At 53.4% G+C, this 22,009-nt stretch carries 17 protein-coding genes and 4 tRNA genes; 6 read left to right on the top strand and 15 right to left on the bottom strand.

Going from position 1 to position 22,009, the window contains the following annotated elements; genetic code table 11:
• The 5 genes from thiG (at position 1) to O1724_RS01665 (ending at position 4,582) form a co-directional block, all read left to right on the top strand.
• Entirely contained in the window at positions 1 to 768 is a 768-nt protein-coding gene (gene thiG / locus O1724_RS01685) for a thiazole synthase (RefSeq protein ID WP_003862326.1), read from the top strand.
• On the top strand, positions 768 to 1,895 hold the full coding sequence (gene thiH / locus O1724_RS01680) for a 2-iminoacetate synthase ThiH (RefSeq protein WP_022650202.1): 1,128 nt from the start codon (positions 768 to 770) through the stop codon (positions 1,893 to 1,895). Before thiG ends, thiH begins: the two co-directional genes overlap by 1 nt.
• A gap of 339 nt (positions 1,896 to 2,234) precedes the next feature.
• Positions 2,235 to 3,776 (top strand): sensor domain-containing diguanylate cyclase, encoded by a 1,542-nt coding sequence (locus tag O1724_RS01675; RefSeq protein ID WP_126297432.1) that lies wholly within the window; start codon positions 2,235 to 2,237, stop codon positions 3,774 to 3,776.
• Positions 3,777 to 3,956: 180 nt separating this feature from the next.
• Positions 3,957 to 4,265 (top strand): PTS sugar transporter subunit IIB, encoded by a 309-nt coding sequence (locus O1724_RS01670; RefSeq protein ID WP_126297431.1) that lies wholly within the window; start codon positions 3,957 to 3,959, stop codon positions 4,263 to 4,265.
• Complete coding sequence (locus tag O1724_RS01665) at positions 4,265 to 4,582, top strand: PTS lactose/cellobiose transporter subunit IIA (RefSeq protein WP_003862327.1); 318 nt, start codon at positions 4,265 to 4,267, stop codon at positions 4,580 to 4,582. Before O1724_RS01670 ends, O1724_RS01665 begins: the two co-directional genes overlap by 1 nt.
• Positions 4,583 to 4,638: 56 nt before the next feature.
• On the opposite strand, the gene rpoC is transcribed toward O1724_RS01665, so the two are convergent.
• From rpoC to O1724_RS01600, 13 genes are all read right to left on the bottom strand, one after another.
• The gene (rpoC, locus tag O1724_RS01660) at positions 4,639 to 8,862 is read right to left on the bottom strand and encodes a DNA-directed RNA polymerase subunit beta' (protein ID WP_022650200.1); all 4,224 of its coding nucleotides are present in this window, start codon (positions 8,860 to 8,862) and stop codon (positions 4,639 to 4,641) included.
• A 76-nt stretch (positions 8,863 to 8,938) separates the two neighbouring features.
• Positions 8,939 to 12,967 carry a DNA-directed RNA polymerase subunit beta gene (gene rpoB, locus O1724_RS01655; protein WP_008503453.1) on the bottom strand — a complete coding sequence of 1,343 codons (4,029 nt, stop codon included), beginning with the start codon at positions 12,965 to 12,967 and terminating at the stop codon, positions 8,939 to 8,941.
• Positions 12,968 to 13,286: 319 nt separating this feature from the next.
• Positions 13,287 to 13,652 (bottom strand): 50S ribosomal protein L7/L12, encoded by a 366-nt coding sequence (gene rplL, locus O1724_RS01650; protein ID WP_002445276.1) that lies wholly within the window; start codon positions 13,650 to 13,652, stop codon positions 13,287 to 13,289.
• Between the two features lie 66 nt (positions 13,653 to 13,718).
• Positions 13,719 to 14,216, bottom strand: coding sequence for a 50S ribosomal protein L10 (gene rplJ, locus O1724_RS01645; RefSeq protein WP_003862338.1), 498 nt, complete (start codon positions 14,214 to 14,216; stop codon positions 13,719 to 13,721).
• A gap of 289 nt (positions 14,217 to 14,505) precedes the next feature.
• On the bottom strand, positions 14,506 to 15,210 hold the full coding sequence (rplA, locus tag O1724_RS01640; RefSeq protein WP_006810530.1) for a 50S ribosomal protein L1: 705 nt from the start codon (positions 15,208 to 15,210) through the stop codon (positions 14,506 to 14,508).
• Positions 15,211 to 15,213: 3 nt separating this feature from the next.
• Positions 15,214 to 15,642: a 50S ribosomal protein L11 gene (gene rplK / locus O1724_RS01635; protein WP_003862340.1), complete on the bottom strand. Its 429-nt coding sequence runs from the start codon at positions 15,640 to 15,642 to the stop codon at positions 15,214 to 15,216.
• 156 nt (positions 15,643 to 15,798) lie between these two features.
• Positions 15,799 to 16,344: a transcription termination/antitermination protein NusG gene (nusG, locus tag O1724_RS01630; protein ID WP_003862341.1), complete on the bottom strand. Its 546-nt coding sequence runs from the start codon at positions 16,342 to 16,344 to the stop codon at positions 15,799 to 15,801.
• Between the two features lies 1 nt (position 16,345).
• On the bottom strand, positions 16,346 to 16,729 hold the full coding sequence (gene secE, locus O1724_RS01625) for a preprotein translocase subunit SecE (protein WP_003862342.1): 384 nt from the start codon (positions 16,727 to 16,729) through the stop codon (positions 16,346 to 16,348).
• A gap of 227 nt (positions 16,730 to 16,956) precedes the next feature.
• Positions 16,957 to 18,141, bottom strand: coding sequence for an elongation factor Tu (tuf, locus tag O1724_RS01620; protein ID WP_023323999.1), 1,185 nt, complete (start codon positions 18,139 to 18,141; stop codon positions 16,957 to 16,959).
• Positions 18,142 to 18,259: 118 nt separating this feature from the next.
• Positions 18,260 to 18,335 (bottom strand) — tRNA-Thr (locus O1724_RS01615).
• Between the two features lie 6 nt (positions 18,336 to 18,341).
• Positions 18,342 to 18,416, bottom strand: a tRNA-Gly gene (locus O1724_RS01610).
• A gap of 116 nt (positions 18,417 to 18,532) precedes the next feature.
• A tRNA-Tyr gene (locus O1724_RS01605) sits at positions 18,533 to 18,617 on the bottom strand.
• A gap of 8 nt (positions 18,618 to 18,625) precedes the next feature.
• Positions 18,626 to 18,701 (bottom strand) — tRNA-Thr (locus tag O1724_RS01600).
• 317 nt (positions 18,702 to 19,018) lie between these two features.
• Between O1724_RS01600 and coaA the strand changes: the two genes are divergently transcribed.
• Positions 19,019 to 19,969: a type I pantothenate kinase gene (gene coaA, locus O1724_RS01595; RefSeq protein WP_015569977.1), complete on the top strand. Its 951-nt coding sequence runs from the start codon at positions 19,019 to 19,021 to the stop codon at positions 19,967 to 19,969.
• A 42-nt stretch (positions 19,970 to 20,011) separates the two neighbouring features.
• Here the strand turns inward: coaA and dppF are convergent, their stop codons facing one another.
• A complete protein-coding gene (gene dppF / locus O1724_RS01590) occupies positions 20,012 to 21,025 on the bottom strand; it encodes a dipeptide ABC transporter ATP-binding subunit DppF (RefSeq protein ID WP_023315202.1) in 1,014 nt (337 codons plus the stop codon).
• Entirely contained in the window at positions 21,022 to 22,005 is a 984-nt protein-coding gene (dppD, locus tag O1724_RS01585) for a dipeptide ABC transporter ATP-binding protein (RefSeq protein ID WP_022650197.1), read from the bottom strand. The genes dppF and dppD overlap by 4 nt, the downstream gene beginning before the upstream one ends.
• Positions 22,006 to 22,009 lie beyond the last annotated feature (4 nt).

Genomic DNA, 22,009 nt, shown 5'->3' with positions numbered 1-22,009 from the left:
ATGTTACGTATTGCCGACAAAGTCTTTGATTCACATCTGTTTACCGGAACCGGAAAATTCGCCTCCCCGCAGCTGATGGTGGATGCCATTCGTGAGAGCGGCAGCCAGCTGGTGACACTGGCGATGAAGCGCGTGGATTTGCGTCAGCACAACGATGCCATACTTGCGCCGTTACTGGAGGCAGGCGTGACGCTCTTACCGAATACCTCCGGTGCGAAAACGGCCGAGGAAGCAATTTTCGCTGCGCAACTGGCGCGGGAAGCGCTCGGCACCCGCTGGCTGAAGCTGGAAATTCATCCGGACGCCCGCTGGCTGTTGCCCGATCCGATCGAAACCCTGAAAGCGGCAGAGAAGCTGGTGCAGCAGGGATTTACCGTCCTGCCCTACTGCGGTGCCGACCCCGTGCTGTGCAAGCGTCTGGAAGAGGTCGGCTGCGCGGCCGTAATGCCGTTAGGGGCACCCATTGGCTCCAACCAGGGACTGGAGACCCGCGCGATGCTGGAGATCATCATCGAGCAGGCGACCGTGCCCGTGGTGGTGGATGCGGGCATCGGCGTACCCAGTCACGCCGCGCAGGCGCTGGAGATAGGGGCCGATGCGGTGCTGGTCAATACCGCGATTGCGGTGGCCGACGACCCGGTGATGATGGCGCGTGCGTTCCGCCTTGCCGTGGAGTCCGGTCTGCTGGCACGCCAGTCCGGCCCTGGCTCGCGCTGCGTTCAGGCGCAGGCCACCAGCCCGCTGACCGATTTTCTGGAGGCGCTCTGATGGCTACCTTTACCGATCGCTGGCGTCAGCTGAACTGGGACGATATTGCCTTACGCATCAACAGTAAAACCTCTGCGGACGTAGAGCGGGCATTAACAGCCAAACATTTGACCCGCGAGGATTTGATGGCGCTGCTTTCTCCGGCAGCCGGCGCGTACCTTGAACCGATGGCGCAGCGCGCGCAACGCCTCACCCGCCAGCGTTTTGGCAACACGGTGAGCTTTTACGTGCCGCTCTATCTTTCTAACCTGTGCGCCAACGACTGCACCTACTGTGGTTTCTCCATGAGCAACCGTATTAAGCGTAAAACGCTGGATGAGCATGAGATCGCCCGCGAGTGTGCGGCTATTCGTGAGATGGGTTTTGAACATCTCCTGCTGGTGACGGGTGAACATCAGGGCAAAGTGGGGATGGACTATTTTCGCCAGCATCTTCCGGCCATCCGCCGCGAATTTGCCTCGTTGCAAATGGAAGTGCAGCCTTTGTCGCAGGAGGAATATGCGGAGCTGAAAACGCTCGGGCTGGACGGCGTCATGGTCTATCAGGAAACCTACCACGAGGCGACCTATGCCCGGCATCACCTGAAAGGGAAGAAGCAGGATTTCATCTTCCGGCTGGAAACGCCGGACAGGCTGGGGCGCGCCGGTATCGATAAAATTGGGCTGGGCGCGCTTATCGGTCTGTCCGACAGCTGGCGGGTGGACTGCTATATGGTGGCGGAGCATCTGCTGTGGCTACAGCAGCGCTACTGGCAAAGCCGCTATTCCATCTCTTTCCCGCGGCTGCGTCCGTGTACGGGAGGCGTTGAACCCGCTTCGCTGATGGATGAGCGCCAGCTGGTGCAAACCCTGTGTGCATTTCGCCTGTTCGCGCCGGAAGTGGAATTGTCGCTCTCCACGCGTGAATCACCCGCGTTTCGCGACCGCGCGATCCCGCTGGCGATCAATAACGTTAGCGCCTTTTCCAAAACGCAGCCGGGCGGTTACGCGGACGATCACCCGGAACTGGAACAGTTTGCACCGCACGACGGACGACGGCCCGAAGCGGTGGCGGAAGCCCTGACTGCCCAGGGGCTACAGCCCGTGTGGAAAGACTGGGATAGCTGGCTGGGAAGAGCCTCGCATTAGCGCTGAAACCGACTGCAAAAACGCGAAAAGGTTACGAGGCGGCTCGTAAGATCAAAACCGGGCGATTGAGGCGATCTGCCTGGTTTTCTTATGCTTTACCACGTCAGCAACGGACGCTGACCAGGGTGAAAATGCTTCTTCCTCGTTTCGCCCTGCCCTCCGCCTCTTAAACAAAATTTTAATCGATACAATAAATACGTCGTTTCTTATCTACGCTTAAGATAAATCATCTCGTCGGTAATCGCCTTCTGTATAATTTACTACCAGCAACCGGACAGCGACTATGCTGAGGGTATCGACAGACGCAACGCGTCTACCATCTGGATTGATGTACAACTCATGGCACTCCACAGTAAAAAGCTCTCTTTTACGCGGCCAATTATGGTCAGCTTCGCGGGGATCCTGCTCAGTTTTGCGCTGATCGCCATCCTGGTTATCCTTTCACAGAGGAAGGATTTTCTTGAGGATTATCATAAGATTAATGGTAACTTCACCCATAATCTGGCGGTAAACTATACCGAATCCATCCTGCGAGAAAATGACTATATTCTTGGTCGTGCTGCGATGTACTTCGCCCGTAACGACAGAGTAAATCAGACAATTAATATCGACCCGACACACGGTTTGCAGATGTTGATGCATTTGCAGAACCTGATGCCGACGGTGTCGTCTATCTCTCTGGCGGACACAGTAGGGCGCCATCTGCGCGCGCCGGAAGTGCTGCCAACGGAGAAGGGTAAGTCGTTCGACGCCCGGACCCGTCCATGGTTTATCGGACAAGCGGAAGCCAGCAACTTTCCTCACTACACCCGCCCCTATCTGGACTATTTTACCCAACATCCTACGGTCACTCTCTATAAGCCGGTCATTTCACCGGAAGGCCGCCTGAAGGGCACGCTCGCTTTCCATCTTGATTTAACGTCCATGGGGTATACCCTGCGCCAGATGGTGGCGCCGGTTCAGGGTGAGTTTTTTGTTGTGGAGCGTGACGGCGCTGTTGTGCTGCATCCGGACACGGGGGCGCTCTTTAAGCAGTACGTAAGCGAAGCGCTGATGGACCAAATGACCAGCGGCGAGGGCCATCTTTTCGACCCCAAAAGTAAAACCTGGTATTACTACTACTCTTTCACCAATCCGGACTGGTTTGTGATTTATCGGGTCTCCGATGCCACGCTTACCGTCATCACCCGGCATGAAACCACCGTCGTCGGCTGGGGATTTGCGCTGGCGGCAATCACCATCATTCTGTTCGGGCTTTACCTTCGTCATGCCTCGCGTTCTGTGCTGATGAACATTATCAATGCCATCAAAACCGGCGACGTCAACCAGGCGCCACGCCTTGAAGCGATGCTCAGCCATACCATTCGGACCAATAAAGAACGCGAGCTGGCCTATGTCCGTCAGGCCACCCATGATGCGCTGACAGGCTGCAAAAACCGCCGTGCGTTCGACAATGATGTGGATGAGCTGCTGACCGCCCATCAACCCTTCGTTCTGGCGCTGATCGACATCGATAACTTCAAGTCCATTAACGACACCTGGGGCCACCTGAGCGGGGATATTGTGCTGCGCAACGTGGCACGCGAAGGTATTCAGATCATGCAGCCGCACCACGTTTCCGTTTACCGCTACGGTGGAGAAGAGTTCGGCGTGATCTTCCCGGGCGAGCTGATGAACTCCGCGCACGCGCTACTGGAAGCCTGGCGCACCGCCGTTGAAAAGCGGACCTGGCGGGAAGAGAACCTGCGAGTGACCTTCAGCGCCGGGACGGGAGAGTGGCACTTCGAACCGCTGGAACAATTTATCGGTAGCGTAGATGAAGCGCTGTATACCGCTAAACAACAGGGTAAAAACCGCATCGTAAGCACGGCCAGCCGATAATACCCTTCCTCAAATTCTGCCCGATCTGACGGGCAGAATGCTCTCCGCGGTAAAATTGTAACCGGTTTCAGAAAAATGCCGATTTCTTTGTGATGCCTGACACACAATCGTGGTAAAGCGGTTGTTGAAGCAGTCTGCACGGGATAATTATCAATAAACACATGTAGATCGAGGCTGACTATGAAGAACATCGTTTTATGCTGTGCAGCGGGAATGTCAACCAGCATGCTGGTTCAACGTATGAAAGATGCCGCGCAGAAAAAAGGAGTCGAAGTAACCATTAAAGCCGTTGCGGTCGCGGAGTTCAAAGATAACATCGCGACGGCTGATATCGTATTACTGGGGCCACAGGTCAAATACGAACAGGCAAAACTCCAGGCGCAGGCCGATCCGCTCGGAAAAAAGGTCGCGGTCATCGACATGATGGATTACGGCATGATGAAAGGTGATGCCGTACTGGAAAAAGCGCTCAAACTTCTGGAGTCATAATGGAAGACTTAGAAACCACGATCATGGAACTGCTGGTCAACGCAGGCGCGGCGCGCAGCGCGGCTCTGACGGCGTTGCAGATGGCGCGAAAAGGCGACTTTGACGAAGCCGAGAAAGCGATGGAAGAGTCGCGTGAATATGTGAAACATGCGCATACGATCCAGACGCAGCTTATCGGTCTTGACGAAGGGACAGGAAAACTGCCGGTTAACCTGATCACCGTTCACTCTCAGGACCACCTGATGAACGCGATGGTTATTCAGGATCTGGCGGGCGACATGATTGAGCTTTATCGACGCATCCCGCTGGTAAACTGAAAATGCAGATATAAAAAAACCCGCCGAGGCGGGTTTTTTATTTACGGCATCAACGATTACTCGTTGTCGGAACCGCCCAGACCTGCGTTCAGCAGTTCTGCCAGGCTCGCGGATGCATCTTCGGCAGTCACCTGCGGTGCAGCTGGCAGTTCGCCCGCTGCGCGACGACGCATACGATCCTGGTGGTACGCATAACCGGTACCGGCCGGGATCAGACGACCCACGATAACGTTCTCTTTCAGACCGCGCAGTTCATCACGTTTACCTGCAACAGCCGCTTCGGTCAGGACACGCGTGGTTTCCTGGAACGATGCAGCAGAGATGAAGGACTCGGTTGCCAGAGACGCTTTGGTGATACCCAGCAGATCGCGCGAGAAGGTCGCGCCAATTTTGCCGTTCGCTTCCAGATCGCGGTTAGCGATCTTAACGCGTGAGTATTCAACCTGCTCGCCTTCCAGGAAGTCGGAGCTGCCTGCGTTTTCGATGGTCGCTTTACGCAGCATCTGACGAACGATAACTTCAATGTGTTTATCGTTAATCTTAACGCCTTGCAGACGGTATACGTCCTGTACTTCGTTAACAATGTAACGGGTAACAGCATGCACACCACGCAGACGCAGGATGTCGTGCGGCGCTTCTGGACCGTCGGAAACCACGTCACCACGTTCTACGCGTTCACCTTCGAACACGTTGAGCTGACGCCACTTAGGAATCATCTCTTCGTACGGCTCGCTGCCATCTACAGGCGTGATAACCAGACGGCGCTTACCTTTGGTCTCTTTACCGAAGGAGATGATACCGCTGATTTCAGCCAGGATTGCAGGCTCTTTCGGACGACGTGCTTCGAACAGGTCCGCAACGCGTGGCAGACCACCGGTGATGTCCTTGGTACCGCCGGATTCCTGAGGAATACGCGCCAGGGTATCACCAGAGCTGATCTGTACGCCATCTTCCAGCTGTACAATCGCTTTACCTGGCAGGAAGTACTGCGCAGGCATATCGGTACCAGGAATCAGAACGTCGTTACCCTGCGCATCAACGATTTTCAGTGCAGGACGCAGATCTTTACCACCGGTAGTACGTTCAGCAGAATCCAGAACCACCAGAGAAGACAGACCGGTCAGCTCGTCGGTCTGACGAGTAATGGTCTGGCCGTCGATCATGTCAGTAAAGCGGATGAAACCACTTACTTCGGTGATTACCGGCATGGTGTGTGGATCCCAGTTTGCAACGGTTTCACCGCCGGCAACCTGCTCGCCATCACCTTTCGCCATAACCGCACCGTAAGGCACTTTATAGCTCTCTTTGGTACGACCGAATTCGTCGATCAGCTTCAGCTCGGTGTTACGGGAAGTGATAACCAGTTTACCGCTGGAGTTCACAACCGACTTCGCGTTGCTGAGCTTGATGCTACCTTTGTTTTTCACCTGGATGCTGGATTCAGCAGCCGCACGAGATGCCGCACCACCGATGTGGAACGTACGCATCGTCAGCTGTGTACCCGGCTCACCGATGGACTGTGCCGCGATAACGCCGATAGCCTCACCTTTGTTGATGATGTGGCCACGCGCCAGGTCACGACCGTAGCAGTGCGCACACACACCAAAGTCGGTGTCACAGGATACAACGGAACGCACTTTCACGGAGTCAACAGAGTTCGCTTCCAGCAGGTCACACCACTGTTCGTGCAGCAGGGTGTTGCGTGGAACCAGAATGTCTGCGGTGCCCGGCTTCAGAATGTCTTCCGCAGTCACACGACCCAGTACGCGATCGCGCAGCGGCTCTTTAACATCACCACCCTCGATAACCGGGGTCATGGTGATACCTTCGAGGGTGCCACAATCGTCTTCGGTGACGACCAGATCCTGCGCAACGTCAACCAGACGACGCGTCAGATAACCGGAGTTCGCCGTTTTCAGTGCGGTATCCGCCAGACCTTTACGCGCACCGTGCGTGGAGATGAAGTACTGGAGTACGTTCAGACCTTCACGGAAGTTCGCGGTGATTGGCGTTTCGATGATGGAGCCATCTGGCTTCGCCATCAGACCACGCATACCTGCCAGCTGACGAATCTGTGCCGCAGAACCACGCGCACCGGAGTCGGCCATCATGTAGATGCTGTTGAAGGAGACCTGCTGCTCTTCTACGCCGTCACGGTTAATCACGGTTTCGGTTTGCAGGTTGTCCATCATCGCTTTGGATACACGATCGTTCGCCGCTGCCCAGATATCGATAACTTTGTTATAGCGTTCGCCTGCGGTTACCAGACCAGACTGGAACTGCTCCTGGATCTCAGCAACTTCAGCTTCCGCTTCAGAGATGATCTCGTGTTTCTTCTCTGGGATGACCATGTCATCGATACCAACAGATGCACCTGAACGCGCTGCATAAGCAAAGCCGGTGTACATTGTCTGGTCAGCGAAGATAACGGTCGGCTTCAGACCCAGAATGCGGTAACAGGTGTTCAGCATTTTGGAGATCGCTTTCTTGCCCAGCGCCTGGTTGACGATGGAGAAAGGCAGACCTTTCGGTACGATCATCCACAGAATGGCACGGCCAACGGTCGTGTCTTTCAGGCTGGTGTGCGCAACGAATTCGCCGTTTTCATCTTTTTCGTATTCGGTGATACGCACTTTAACGCGCGCATGCAGAGAGGCCAGGCCAGCGCGATAAATACGCTCAGCTTCTTTAGGGCCAGTCAGCACCATGCCTTCGCCTTTGGCGTTAACACAGTCACGGGTCATGTAGTACAGACCCAGTACAACGTCCTGAGAAGGAACGATGATAGGTTCACCGTTCGCTGGAGACAGGATGTTGTTGGTAGACATCATCAGCGCACGCGCTTCGAGCTGGGCTTCCAGCGTCAGCGGTACGTGAACAGCCATCTGGTCACCATCGAAGTCGGCGTTATAGGCCGCACAAACCAGCGGGTGCAGCTGGATAGCTTTACCTTCGATCAGTACCGGCTCAAATGCCTGGATACCCAGACGGTGCAGAGTTGGTGCACGGTTCAGCAGTACCGGGTGTTCGCGGATAACTTCGTCCAGGATATCCCAAACGACAGCTTCTTCACGCTCAACCATTTTCTTCGCGGCTTTGATGGTGGTGGCCAGGCCACGCAGTTCCAGCTTGCCGTAGATGAACGGTTTGAACAGCTCCAGTGCCATTTTCTTCGGCAGACCGCACTGATGCAGACGCAGGTATGGACCTACGGTGATTACAGAACGACCGGAGTAGTCAACACGCTTACCGAGCAGGTTCTGACGGAAACGACCCTGTTTACCTTTGATCATGTCGGCCAAAGATTTCAGAGGACGTTTGTTAGAACCGGTGATCGCACGACCGCGACGACCGTTATCCAACAGGGCATCGACCGCTTCCTGCAGCATACGTTTTTCGTTGCGTACGATGATGTCCGGCGCAGCCAGATCCAGCAGACGTTTCAGACGGTTGTTACGGTTGATCACGCGACGATAAAGATCGTTCAGATCTGACGTTGCGAAACGACCACCATCCAGCGGAACCAGCGGACGCAGATCTGGTGGCAGAACCGGCAGAACGGTCAGAATCATCCACTCTGGTTTGTTACCAGACTGAACGAACGCTTCCAGCAGTTTGATACGCTTGGTCAGCTTTTTACGCTTGGTCTCGGAGTTGGTTTCGTTCAGCTCTTCGCGCAGAGTTTCACACTCTTGCTCCAGATCCATGCTCTTCAGCAGGGCCTGGATAGCTTCCGCACCCATCTTCGCGTCGAATTCGTCACCGAACTCTTCCAGCGCGTCCAGATACTGTTCTTCGGTCAGGATCTGGTTACGTTCCAGATTGGTCATCCCGCCTTCGATAACCACATAAGATTCGAAGTACAGAACACGTTCGATATCGCGCAGCGGCATATCCAGCAGCAGGCCGATACGGGACGGCAGAGATTTCAGGAACCAGATGTGAGCGGTTGGAGACGCCAGCTCGATGTGGCCCATACGCTCACGGCGTACTTTGGTCTGGGTCACTTCAACGCCACACTTCTCACAGATCACACCACGGTGTTTCAGGCGCTTGTACTTACCGCACAGGCACTCGTAATCTTTTACTGGCCCGAAAATACGCGCACAGAAAAGGCCGTCACGCTCAGGTTTGAACGTACGGTAGTTAATGGTTTCCGGCTTTTTAACTTCACCGAAAGACCATGAACGGATCATGTCTGGCGAAGCCAGAGCAATTTTGATCGCATCAAACTCTTCGGTTTTAGTTTGCGCTTTCAGAAACTTTAATAAGTCTTTCACGGATTTGCTCCCGTCGGAGTTAGCACACTCTGCTGTCGGGCGTTAACCCGACAGCAGTGACCTGTTTGAGCGAGAATTACTCGTCTTCCAGTTCGATGTTGATACCCAGCGAACGAATCTCTTTCAACAGTACGTTGAAGGATTCTGGCATGCCCGGCTCCATCTGATGGTTGCCGTCTACGATGTTTTTATACATCTTAGTACGACCGTTCACGTCATCAGACTTAACGGTGAGCATTTCCTGCAAGGTGTATGCTGCGCCGTATGCTTCCAGCGCCCACACTTCCATCTCCCCGAAGCGCTGACCACCGAACTGAGCCTTACCACCCAGCGGCTGCTGAGTAACCAGGCTGTAAGAACCGGTAGAACGAGCGTGCATCTTGTCGTCGACCAGGTGGTTCAGTTTCAGCATGTACATGTAACCTACGGTTACCGGACGCTCGAACTGTTCACCGGTACGGCCGTCAAACAGCGTAATCTGACCAGACGTTGGCAGACCACCCAGTTGCAGCAGCTCTTTGATTTCAGCTTCTTTTGCACCGTCGAATACCGGCGTTGCAATTGGCATACCTTTGCGCAGGTTCTCTGCCAGACGCAGCACTTCTTCATCGCTGAAGGTGTTCAGGTCGACTTTCTGACGAACGTCGGTACCCAGATCATAGGCACGCTGGATGAACTCGCGCAGTTTCGCGACTTCCTGCTGCTGTTTCAGCATGGCGTTGATCTTATCGCCGATACCTTTCGCAGCCATACCCAGGTGGGTTTCCAGAATCTGACCGATGTTCATACGAGACGGTACGCCCAGTGGGTTCAGTACGATATCTACCGGCGTACCGTTAGCATCGTGCGGCATATCTTCGATCGGGTTGATCTTAGAGATAACACCCTTGTTACCGTGACGACCTGCCATCTTATCACCAGGCTGGATCTGACGTTTAACAGCCAGATACACCTTAACAATCTTCAGCACGCCTGGTGCCAGATCGTCGCCCTGAGTGATTTTACGGCGTTTCGCTTCGAGTTTTTTCTCGAACTCGTGTTTCAGTTCGTCATACTGCTCAGCCAGTTGTTCCAGCTGATTCTGTTTCTCTTCGTCGGTCAGGCCCAGTTCCAGCCAGCGATCGCGTGGCAGTTTGTCGAGCTTCTCAGCTTCAACGCCACCGGCAACCAGCACCGCATAGATACGGCTGAACAGACCTGCTTCGAGGATTTGCAGTTCTTCAGACAGGTCTTTCTTAGCCTGTTTGAGCTGCATCTCTTCGATTTCCAGCGCACGCTTATCTTTCTCAACGCCATCACGAGTGAAGACCTGAACGTCGATAACCGTACCGGAAACACCGTTTGGTACGCGCAGAGAAGAGTCTTTAACGTCAGACGCTTTCTCACCGAAGATAGCACGCAGCAGTTTCTCTTCTGGCGTCAGCTGGGTTTCACCTTTCGGCGTCACCTTACCTACCAGAATATCACCGCCGGTGACTTCCGCACCGATGTAAACAATACCGGATTCATCCAGTTTGGAGAGCGCAGCTTCACCCACGTTAGGGATGTCGGCAGTGATCTCTTCTGGCCCCAGCTTGGTGTCACGGGACACACATGCCAGTTCCTGAATGTGGATGGTGGTGAAACGATCTTCCTGAACCACACGCTCTGAGACGAGGATGGAGTCTTCGAAGTTGTAACCGTTCCACGGCATGAACGCTACGCGCATGTTCTGACCGAGCGCCAGTTCACCGAGGTCGGTGGACGGACCATCTGCCAGCACGTCGCCGCGCTCAACTGGCTCACCCAGAGACACACATGGCATCTGGTTGATACAGGTGTTCTGGTTAGAGCGGGTGTATTTGGTCAGGTTGTAGATGTCGATACCCGCTTCGCCCGGATACATCTCGTCTTCGTTAACTTTGATAACGATACGGGATGCGTCAACGTACTGAACGGTACCGCCACGCTTAGCAACTGCTGTAACACCGGAGTCAACGGCAACAGCACGTTCCATACCGGTACCAACCAGCGGCTTGTCAGCACGCAGAGTTGGAACGGCCTGACGTTGCATGTTCGCACCCATCAATGCACGGTTGGCGTCATCGTGTTCCAGGAACGGGATCAGGGACGCACCGACGGATACCACCTGCTGAGTGGATACGTCCATGTAGTCAACCTGGTCGCGGCTGAACAAGCTGGATTCGCCTTTGCTACGGCAGGTAACCAGATCTTCTACAAAGTGGCCTTCGTCATCCAGGTTGGAGTTCGCCTGAGCGATAACGTAGTTGCCTTCTTCGATAGCAGACAGGTAATGAATTTCGTCAGTAACAACACCGTCGGTCACTTTACGATACGGGGTCTCGAGGAAACCGTATTCGTTCGTCTGTGCGTACACGGACAGGGAGTTGATCAGACCGATGTTTGGACCTTCAGGCGTTTCGATTGGACATACGCGACCGTAGTGAGTCGGGTGTACGTCTCGAACTTCAAAGCCTGCGCGTTCACGGGTCAGACCGCCTGGGCCGAGTGCGGAGATACGACGTTTGTGCGTGATCTCAGACAGCGGGTTGTTCTGGTCCATGAACTGAGACAGCTGGCTGGAACCGAAGAACTCTTTCACTGCCGCAGAAATCGGCTTGGCGTTGATCATATCCTGAGGCATCAGGGTATCCAGATCGCCCAGAGACAGACGCTCTTTCACCGCACGCTCTACACGTACCAGGCCAACGCGGAACTGGTTTTCCGCCATTTCGCCTACGGAACGGATACGACGGTTGCCGAGGTGGTCGATATCGTCCACTTCGCCTTTACCGTTACGGATATCGATGAGCTTCTTCATCACTTCAATGATGTCGTCTTTGCTCAGGATACCGGAACCTTCGATTTCGTCGCGCAGCAGAGAACGGTTGAACTTCATACGACCAACCGCGGACAGATCGTAGCGGTCTTCGGAGAAGAACAGGTTCTCGAACAGGCTTTCAGCCGCTTCGCGAGTTGGTGGCTCACCAGGACGCATCATGCGGTAGATTTCGACCAGCGCGCTCAGACGATCGTTGGTTGGGTCGACGCGTACAGTCTCAGAGATGTACGGACCGTGGTCCAGATCGTTGGTGAACAGCGTTTCGATACGTTTGTGGCCAGCCTGGCTCAGCTTAGCCAGCAGATCCAGGCTCAGCTCCATGTTCGCCGGACAGATCAGCTCGCCAGTTGATTCATCAACGTAATCTTTCGCGGCTACTTTTCCTGCAATGTATTCAACCGGAACTTCGATGTGTTTGATATCATCTTTTTCCAGCTGGCGGATGTGGCGCGCGGTGATACGGCGACCTTTTTCCACATACACTTTGCCGTCGGCTTCGATGTCGAACGACGCGGTCTCACCACGCAGACGTTCCGGCACCAACTCCATCTGCAACTTGTTGTCGCGGATTTCAAAGATCACTTTCTCAAAGAACAGGTCCAGGATCTGCTCAGTGGTATAGTTCAGTGCACGCAGAATGATGGTTGCAGGCAGCTTACGACGACGGTCGATACGGACAAACAGGTTGTCTTTTGGATCGAATTCGAAGTCCAGCCATGAACCACGGTAAGGAATGATGCGTGCGTTATACAGTACTTTACCGGAAGAGTGCGTTTTACCTTTATCGCTGTCGAAGAAGACGCCCGGGCTACGGTGCAGCTGGGAAACGATAACACGCTCAGTACCGTTGATAACGAAAGTACCGTTGTCCGTCATGAGTGGAATTTCACCCATGTAGACTTCTTGTTCTTTAATATCTTTTACGGTGCCTTCCGGCGCTTCGCGCTCGTAGATCACCAGACGCAGTTTTACGCGCAGCGGTGCGGAATAGGTCACGCCACGGATCTGACATTCCTGAACGTCAAACACCGGTTCGCCAAGGCGGTAGCTGACGTACTGCAGCTCGGAATTACCGCTGTAGCTCTGAATCGGGAACACGGAACGGAAGGCTGCTTCCAGGCCGTACTGCCCTTCAGGATCTTGCTCGATAAACTTCTGGAACGAGTCAAGCTGGATAGAAAGGAGATATGGAATGTCCAGAACTTGTGGACGTTTACCAAAATCCTTACGAATACGTTTTTTCTCGGTATAGGAGTAAACCATAGGGTTCCTCAGCTCGCTGACAAGTCGACCCATCTGTCCGACGAAGGGACAGTTTGTGCAACACCATTTTGTGGACCGGAAAATTGAATACTTTCCGCAATACCTGTTGCTATCACGCTTAAACCATTTCATTGCGATTTACACAGAGCGAGCACCCTGTCGCAGTATATTAAGTCGTCGATAGAAACAAGCATTGTCAGGACAACCAGCAGTCAAACAGTGTGAAATGCTGCTGATGCCTTACAGCGCAAAAAGGCTGGTGACTAAAAAGTCACCAGCCATCAGCCTAATTGCTTAGGCTGCAACCAGAAAAGTTGGCTTATTTAACTTCAACTTCAGCGCCAGCTTCTTCCAGAGATTTTTTCAGTGCTTCTGCGTCGTCTTTGCTCACGCCTTCTTTCAGCGCAGCTGGAGCAGATTCTACCAGGTCTTTAGCTTCTTTCAGACCCAGGCCAGTTGCGCCACGTACTGCTTTGATTACAGCAACTTTGTTCGCGCCAGCAGCTTTCAGAATTACGTCGAATTCAGTTTTTTCTTCAGCAGCTTCAGCCGGGCCCGCAGCTACAGCTACAGCAGCAGCAGCAGAAACACCGAATTTTTCTTCCATTGCAGAAACCAGCTCTACAACGTCCATTACGGACATAGCTGCTACTGCTTCAATGATTTGATCTTTAGTGATAGACATTTAAATTGTTCCTGAAAATCAGAATAAGTTTATACGTAAGCAAATGCTTTATAAAGATAACTGCGATTAAGCAGCTTCTTTCGCATCGCGTACAGCAGCCAGAGTGCGAACCAGTTTGCCAGCCGCAGCTTCTTTCATGGTTGCCATCAGGCGTGCAATTGCTTCTTCGTAGGTCGGCAGGGTTGCCAGGCGATCGATTTGCGATGCCGGGATCAACTCACCTTCAAAGGCTGCAGCTTTGACCTCAAATTTTGCATTCGCTTTCGCGAACTCTTTGAACAGACGAGCAGCAGCGCCCGGGTGTTCCATAGAGTATGCAATCAGGGTCGGACCAACAAACGTGTCTTTCAGGCACTCGAACTGAGTACCTTCAACTACGCGACGCAGCAGGGTGTTACGAACAACACGCATGTATACGCCAGCTTCACGACCTGCTTTACGCAGTTCAGTCATTTTGTCTACAGTAACGCCACGGGAATCCGCAACTACTGCAGACAGCGCGCCTTTGGCTACTTCGCTGACTTCAGCAACAATCGCTTGTTTGTCTTGAAGATTTAAAGCCATTAGCTTTGCTCCTGGATGTTTGCCGGAACTCATGTTCCGGAACTCACTTCACTCGACCCAACGGGAAGAGCGTCTTAATACGGTGAGCAGAAACAAGCCAGAGTATTTAAAATAATCTTAGCGTTCTGTCACCGTCTACGCAGGGGATTAAGTTTCTTGCGAAACACCTGCGGTCTTCGACGGAGGCCTGGATAGGCCAGGCTCCAACGAACAATTCTTTTTGCCGCTAACTTTTGTTAGCAAACGTGGGGGTAAGATTGTAGACAAAATCACCGCCCACGTAAAGGCATTAGTTTGCAGCAGCGCTCAGGCCAGCCTGGTCAACTGCAACACCTGCACCCATGGTGGTGGAGATGCTAACTTTCTTGATGTACACGCCTTTCGCCTGAGTTGGTTTTGCTTTTTTCAGCGCAACCAGCAGAGCTTCCAGGTTTTCTTTCAGTTTGTCAGCGTCAAAGTCCACTTTACCGATGGTGGTGTGGATGATGCCGTTTTTGTCGTTACGATAACGAACCTGACCTGCTTTAGCGTTCTTAACCGCTTCAGCAACGTTAGGGGTTACAGTACCCACTTTCGGGTTTGGCATCAGGCCGCGTGGACCCAGAACCTGGCCCAGCTGGCCAACAACGCGCATTGCATCTGGAGAAGCAATAACAACGTCAAAGTTCATTTCGCCTTTCTTGATCTGATCAGCCAGATCTTCCATACCTACCAGTTCAGCGCCGGCAGCTTTAGCAGCTTCAGCGTTTGCACCCTGAGCAAATACAGCTACGCGTACGGAACGGCCAGTACCGTGTGGCAGTACAGTTGCGCCACGAACGTTCTGATCGGATTTACGAGCGTCGATGCCCAGGTTAACGGCAACGTCAACGCTTTCAACGAACTTAGCGGTAGCCAGTTCTTTCAGCAGAGCGATAGCTTCGTTGATGTCGTACTGTTTGGTCGCATCAACTTTGTCACGGATCACGGACATGCGCTTGGTCAGTTTAGCCATTTCTTAGTCCTCCACTACCAGGCCCATGGAACGTGCAGTACCTTCGATGGAGCGAGTCATCGCTTCAATGTCGGAACCAGTCATGTCGGCAGCTTTGGTCTGCGCGATTTCCTGCAACTGAGCGCGGGAAATTTTACCCACTTTGTCTTTGTTCGGCTTACCGGAACCAGACTTGATGCCCGCTGCTTTCTTCAGCAGAACTGCTGCTGGAGGGGTTTTGGTAACGAAAGTGAAAGAACGGTCAGCGTAAACAGTGATTACAACTGGGATTGGCAGACCTTTCTCCATGGATTCAGTTTTGGCGTTGAACGCTTTACAGAATTCCATGATGTTCACACCCTGCTGACCCAGAGCTGGACCAACTGGTGGACTTGGGTTCGCCATACCTGCTGCAACCTGCAGCTTGACGTAGGCTTGTACTTTCTTAGCCATTCTAAAATCCTCTGATTGGGTAATAACGCCTCGGAGAGGCTCCCCGTGAATAAAATTCGTTTTACGGGTCGGAACCCATAAAAACAAAAGGCGCGAAATTGTATTCCAATCTCGCGCCCTGTGCAACGATTAAATCGTCGCTTTTTTGATCGCTGCTTAGGCTTTTTCTACCTGAGCAAAGTCCAGCTCTACCGGGGTCGCACGACCAAAGATAGAAACGGAAACTTTCAGGCGGGACTTCTCGTAGTCCACTTCTTCGACGACGCCATTAAAGTCAGCAAACGGACCGTCGTTAACACGAACCATCTCACCCGGTTCAAACAGCGTTTTCGGACGCGGTTTGTCACCCACCTGCTGGAGGCGGTTCATAATCGCATCAACTTCTTTGTCGCTGATTGGCGCCGGACGGTCAGATGTGCCGCCGATAAAGCCCATCACGCGTGGTACGCTGCGCACCAGGTGCCAGCTCGCGTCGTTCATCACCATCTGAACCAGCACGTAACCCGGGAAGAATTTACGTTCGCTTTTGCGACGTTGGCCGCCACGGATCTCAACCACTTCTTCGGTCGGAACCATAACTTCGCCAAATAACTCTTCCATATTGTGTAATTTGATATGCTCACGCAGCGACGTAGCTACGCGGCCTTCAAAACCGGAAAACGCCTGAACGACGTACCAGCGCTTTTTAGGGGCTTCAGACATCTCAGAACCTCAGGCCAGTGATAAAGGATACCAGGCGAACCAGAATACCATCCAGTCCCCACAGGATCAGTGACATTACAGCGGTTACCGCCGCTACAATCAGCGTGGTGTGCAATGTTTCCTGGCGAGTCGGCCAAATGACCTTGCGGACTTCGGTACGCGCTTCGCGGGCAAACGCAACGGTCGCTTTGCCTTTCGTCGTCAACAGCGCGACACCACCCGCCGCAGCAATCAGAATTACCACTGCAAGCGCGCGTAGCGGCAGCATCATGTCACGATAAAGATAGTTGCCGACAATCGCCACAATCAGCAGCACGGCTACAACTACCCATTTCATCGCTTCCAGGCCGCGCCCGCTCCCTTGAGCTTCGGTATTCGCACTCATAAACCAACCTGTCAGAAGTATTCTACAAACATTTTCACCCCGCGAGTGCGAGGCAAACCAATCGAAATGCTATTCGCTTTTCGTATTATACGCTCTCCGCAGAGCCTGTCTCAGCAATGATTATGACAAAATTAATCACTGATGAGCCAGGTTCTGATGTGAAAGCGTGCAAAAAGGGCATCAAATGATGCCCTTTTATTGCGCATTGCGTCAAATGTTATCAGCGATTAGCCGAGAACTTTAGCAACAACGCCCGCGCCAACGGTACGGCCGCCTTCACGGATTGCGAAACGCAGACCGTCGTCCATCGCGATTGGGTGGATCAGAGTCACAACCATCTTGATGTTGTCGCCTGGCATTACCATCTCTACGCCTTCTGGCAGTTCGATGGTACCGGTCACGTCAGTTGTACGGAAGTAGAACTGTGGACGGTAGCCTTTGAAGAACGGAGTATGACGGCCGCCTTCGTCTTTGGACAGAATGTACACTTCAGATTCGAACTTGGTGTGTGGCTTGATTGAGCCTGGCTTCGCCAGAACCTGACCACGTTCGATTTCTTCACGTTTGATACCACGCAGCAGAACACCAACGTTCTCACCAGCACGGCCTTCGTCCAGCAGTTTGCGGAACATTTCAACGCCAGTACAGGTAGACTTCGCAGTCTCTTTGATACCAACGATTTCAACTTCTTCACCAACTTTGATGATACCGCGCTCTACACGACCGGTAACAACGGTACCACGACCGGAGATGGAGAATACGTCTTCGATTGGCAGCAGGAATGGCTTGTCAATCGCACGCTCTGGTTCTGGGATGTAAGAATCCAGGAAGCCAGCCAGTTCGATGATTTTCGCTTCCCACTCTGCATCGCCTTCCAGCGCTTTCAGCGCGGAACCACGAACGATTGGAGTGTCGTCGCCTGGGAAATCGTACTGAGACAGCAGTTCACGAACTTCCATCTCTACCAGTTCCAGCAGCTCTTCGTCATCAACCATGTCGCACTTGTTCAGGAACACGATGATGTAAGGAACGCCTACCTGACGACCCAGCAGGATGTGCTCACGAGTCTGAGGCATAGGGCCATCAGTCGCAGCAACAACCAGGATCGCGCCGTCCATCTGCGCAGCACCGGTGATCATGTTTTTAACATAGTCGGCGTGGCCTGGGCAGTCTACGTGTGCGTAGTGGCGAGTCGGGGTGTCATACTCAACGTGAGAAGTGTTGATGGTGATACCACGAGCTTTTTCTTCTGGTGCGTTATCGATCTGGTCGAAAGCACGAGCAGCACCGCCGTAGGTTTTAGCCAGTACGGTAGTGATTGCAGCGGTCAGCGTTGTTTTACCATGGTCAACGTGGCCGATAGTACCGACGTTAACGTGCGGTTTTGTACGTTCAAACTTTTCTTTAGACATCGATTGTCCCTCTAAGACACGGATAAATCGGTGATATCACCACATCAACCAGGCGAAAATGCCTGAACTGTTGAATACATTTACATTGAAACAGAGAGAAAGGGAGGGAGAAGTGAAGTGGTGCTGATACCCAGAGTCGAACTGGGGACCTCACCCTTACCAAGGGTGCGCTCTACCAACTGAGCCATATCAGCACGTATTGGAGCGGGCAGCGGGAATCGAACCCGCATCATCAGCTTGGAAGGCTGAGGTAATAGCCATTATACGATGCCCGCATCCTGAAACTCGGCTACCCAGTTCTTTCTGTAACAAAAAAAGAGATTTCTCTCTTTTCTGTTCGAGCTGGTCAATTTTTCCAACCAGCTCCGGCGGCGTTGACGCTGCCAGAAAGTGGTGGTGGGGGAAGGATTCGAACCTTCGAAGTCTGTGACGGCAGATTTACAGTCTGCTCCCTTTGGCCGCTCGGGAACCCCACCGGACTTGATGGTGCCGACTACCGGAATCGAACTGGTGACCTACTGATTACAAGTCAGTTGCTCTACCTACTGAGCTAAGTCGGCATCAAGTAGCGCGCATTCTATGGAGACCTGCGCAGTCATGCAACTAAAAAATTGCATAAAACGTTCTTTCGCTCACATTTTATTCGAAACCAGGGCTAACCGCTGTAAATTCATCCGCTCACGGTTAAAAATTCAACATGAACGCCTGATTTCGGCACGCTATAGCCCCACGTGATACCTGCCCGGTTAAGCATCGCTTTCCCATATTTTTTCTTATTATTCCTCTCATCTGGTGTTAACCTCCTGCCCATTGTCCAAAATTAACTATGTGATGAGCCCGCACCCGCCGTTTCGTGATGGTTCACAGAAGCATGCTTATGAGCAAAAAAGAGCAAACGTTAATGACGCCCTATCTTCAGTTTAACCGTAGCCAGTGGGCAGCCCTGCGTGACTCCGTCCCTATGACACTGACGGAAGGTGAAATCGCACGGCTAAAAGGGATAAACGAAGATCTCTCCCTGGAAGAGGTGGCAGAAATCTATCTCCCCCTCTCTCGCTTGCTTAACTTCTATATCAGCTCCAATTTGCGTCGTCAGGCCGTACTGGAACAGTTCCTCGGCACGAACGGTCAACGTATTCCTTATATCATCAGTATTGCGGGCAGCGTGGCAGTGGGTAAAAGTACCACCGCGCGTGTGCTTCAGGCGCTGCTGAGCCGCTGGCCGGAACACCGCAGCGTGGAGCTGATCACCACAGACGGCTTCCTGCATCCCAACGAGGTGTTGAAAGAACGCGGCCTGATGAAAAAGAAGGGCTTCCCGCTCTCTTATGATATGCACCGCCTGGTAAAGTTTGTTTCAGATCTAAAATCGGGCGTACCTCACGTTACCGCGCCGGTTTACTCGCATCTGATCTACGACCGCATCCCGGATGGCGACAAAACGGTTGTGCAGCCCGACATCCTGATTCTGGAAGGCTTAAACGTCCTGCAAAGCGGGATGGATTACCCTCACGATCCGCATCATGTGTTTGTCTCTGACTTTGTCGATTTCTCAATTTATGTCGATGCGCCGGAAGATTTGCTGCAACGCTGGTATATCAACCGCTTCCTGAAGTTCCGCGAAGGGGCGTTCACCGACCCGGATTCCTACTTCCACAACTACGCCCAGCTCTCTGAAGAAGAGGCTATCAGCGTGGCGACCGGGCTGTGGAATGAGATCAACTACGTCAACCTCAAAGAGAACATCCTGCCGACGCGCGAACGCGCAAGCCTGATCCTCACCAAGAGTGAGAAACACGCCGTCGACCAGATTCGTTTACGGAAGTAGACCTCAGACGTAAAAAAACCGGCTTATCGCCGGTTTTTTTATTTATGCATGCGGCTTTTCGCCGTTTTCATCCTGATCGACCGCGAAGCAGGCCACCAGCTGTCCACCATAATCCTTTAGCTGTGGCTGCAACTGCGTACACGGACCGAAGCGGCGACGGCAGCGGGCGTTAAACGCACATCCCGGCGGCGGGTTAAGCGGGCTTGGCAACTCACCGGTCAGCTTAATGCGCTCCCGGCGGTCATCCGGGTTCAGCCGCGGCGTCGCAGACAGCAGTGCCTGGGTATACGGATGACGCGGGTTAGTAAAGATCTGATCTTTCGTCCCCTTCTCCACGCAGCGTCCCAAATACATCACCATCACCTCATCGGCAATGTGCTCGACCACGGACAGGTCATGGGAGATGAAGACGTACGACAGTCCCAGATCCTGCTGTAAATCCATCATCAGGTTAAGCACCTGCGCGCGAACGGACACGTCAAGCGCTGAGACCGGCTCATCGGCAATCACCACATCCGGGTCAAGCATCAGCCCACGAGCGATGGCAATACGCTGACGCTGACCACCAGAGAACATATGCGGGTAGCGATCGTAATGCTCGGTTTTAAGCCCCACCTTCGCCATCATCGCCAGCGCTTTTTCACGACGCTGCTCTTTGCTCAGATTGCTGTTAATCAGTAGCGGTTCTTCCAGAATCTGCCCCACTTTTTTACGCGGGTTTAAAGAACCGTACGGGTTCTGGAACACAATCTGGATTTTCTGGCGACGCAGCTTCTGCGCCTGCGGATCGTGCTTGAGCAGATCCTGGCCCTGATAGTAAAGCTCGCCGCCGGTTGGCGTTTCAATCATCGTCAGCAGACGGCCCAGCGTGGATTTCCCACAGCCCGACTCCCCGACGACCGCCAGCGTTTTACCGCGTTCAAGGCTGAAGGAGACGCCGTCCAGCGCTTTTACCAGGCGCTCAGGGGCAAAGATCCCCTTCTTCACCGGGTAATGTTTTTTCAGGTCGATAGCCTGCAACAGCGGCTGTTGCGTGGTGGCCTCGTGCGTACTCATAGTGTTGGCCTCCCGGCATCATCGAGTGGGTAGTGGCATTTTGACTGCCGACCATCGGCCAGCAGATTCAGCTCTGGCTCCTCGGCGCGGCATTTATCCGTCGCATACGGGCAGCGCGGATTCAGCAGGCAGCCCTGCGGACGGTCATATTTACCCGGAACCACACCCGGCAGTGACGCCAGACGCGCTTTGTCCTGGGCAAACTCCGGCAGCGCACGCAGCAACGCCTGCGTATACGGATGACGCGGCGCGCGGAAGATATCGTGCGAACTTCCGGTCTCCACCACCTGACCCGCGTACATCACGATGATTTTGTGCGCCGCTTCCGCCACCAGCGCCAGATCGTGCGTAATCAGCACCAGCGCCATGTTCTCTTTCTGCTGCAGCTCCAGCAGCAGCTCGATGATCTGTGCCTGGATGGTCACGTCAAGCGCCGTCGTCGGTTCATCCGCAATCAGCAGCTTTGGCCGACAGGCAATCGCCATGGCGATCATCACGCGCTGGCTCATCCCGCCTGAAAGCTGGTGCGGGTAAACGTCCAGACGCGATGCTGGGTCAGGTATCCCCACCTGGTTCAGCAGATCGATAGCACGCTGGCGACGGGTTTTCTTATTCCCACCCTGATGCACCTTAATCGCTTCCATAATCTGGAAACCCACGGTGTAGCATGGGTTCAGGCTGGTCATGGGGTCCTGGAAGATCATCGCCACTTCCGCGCCCACCAGCTGGCGGCGCTGTTTTTCGGAAATACGCTTCAGATCCTGACCGTTGAACTCCAGATTTTCCGCCATCACGCGGCCGGGGTAGTCAATCAGCCCCATAATCGCCAGCGAACTCACTGACTTACCGGAGCCCGACTCTCCTACAATCCCGACCACTTCGCCCTGATTAACGCTGTAGCTGATACGGTCCACGGCGCGAAACGGTGTGCCTTCGTCGCCAAAGTGCACGGATAATTTATTTACATTTAATAACGCCATCTCG

Source organism: Enterobacter cloacae complex sp. HYC074_NIDB, from assembly GCF_056673345.1.
The sequence above is the reverse complement of the archived record's forward strand: the minus strand, read 5'-3'. Positions and strand labels throughout refer to the sequence as shown.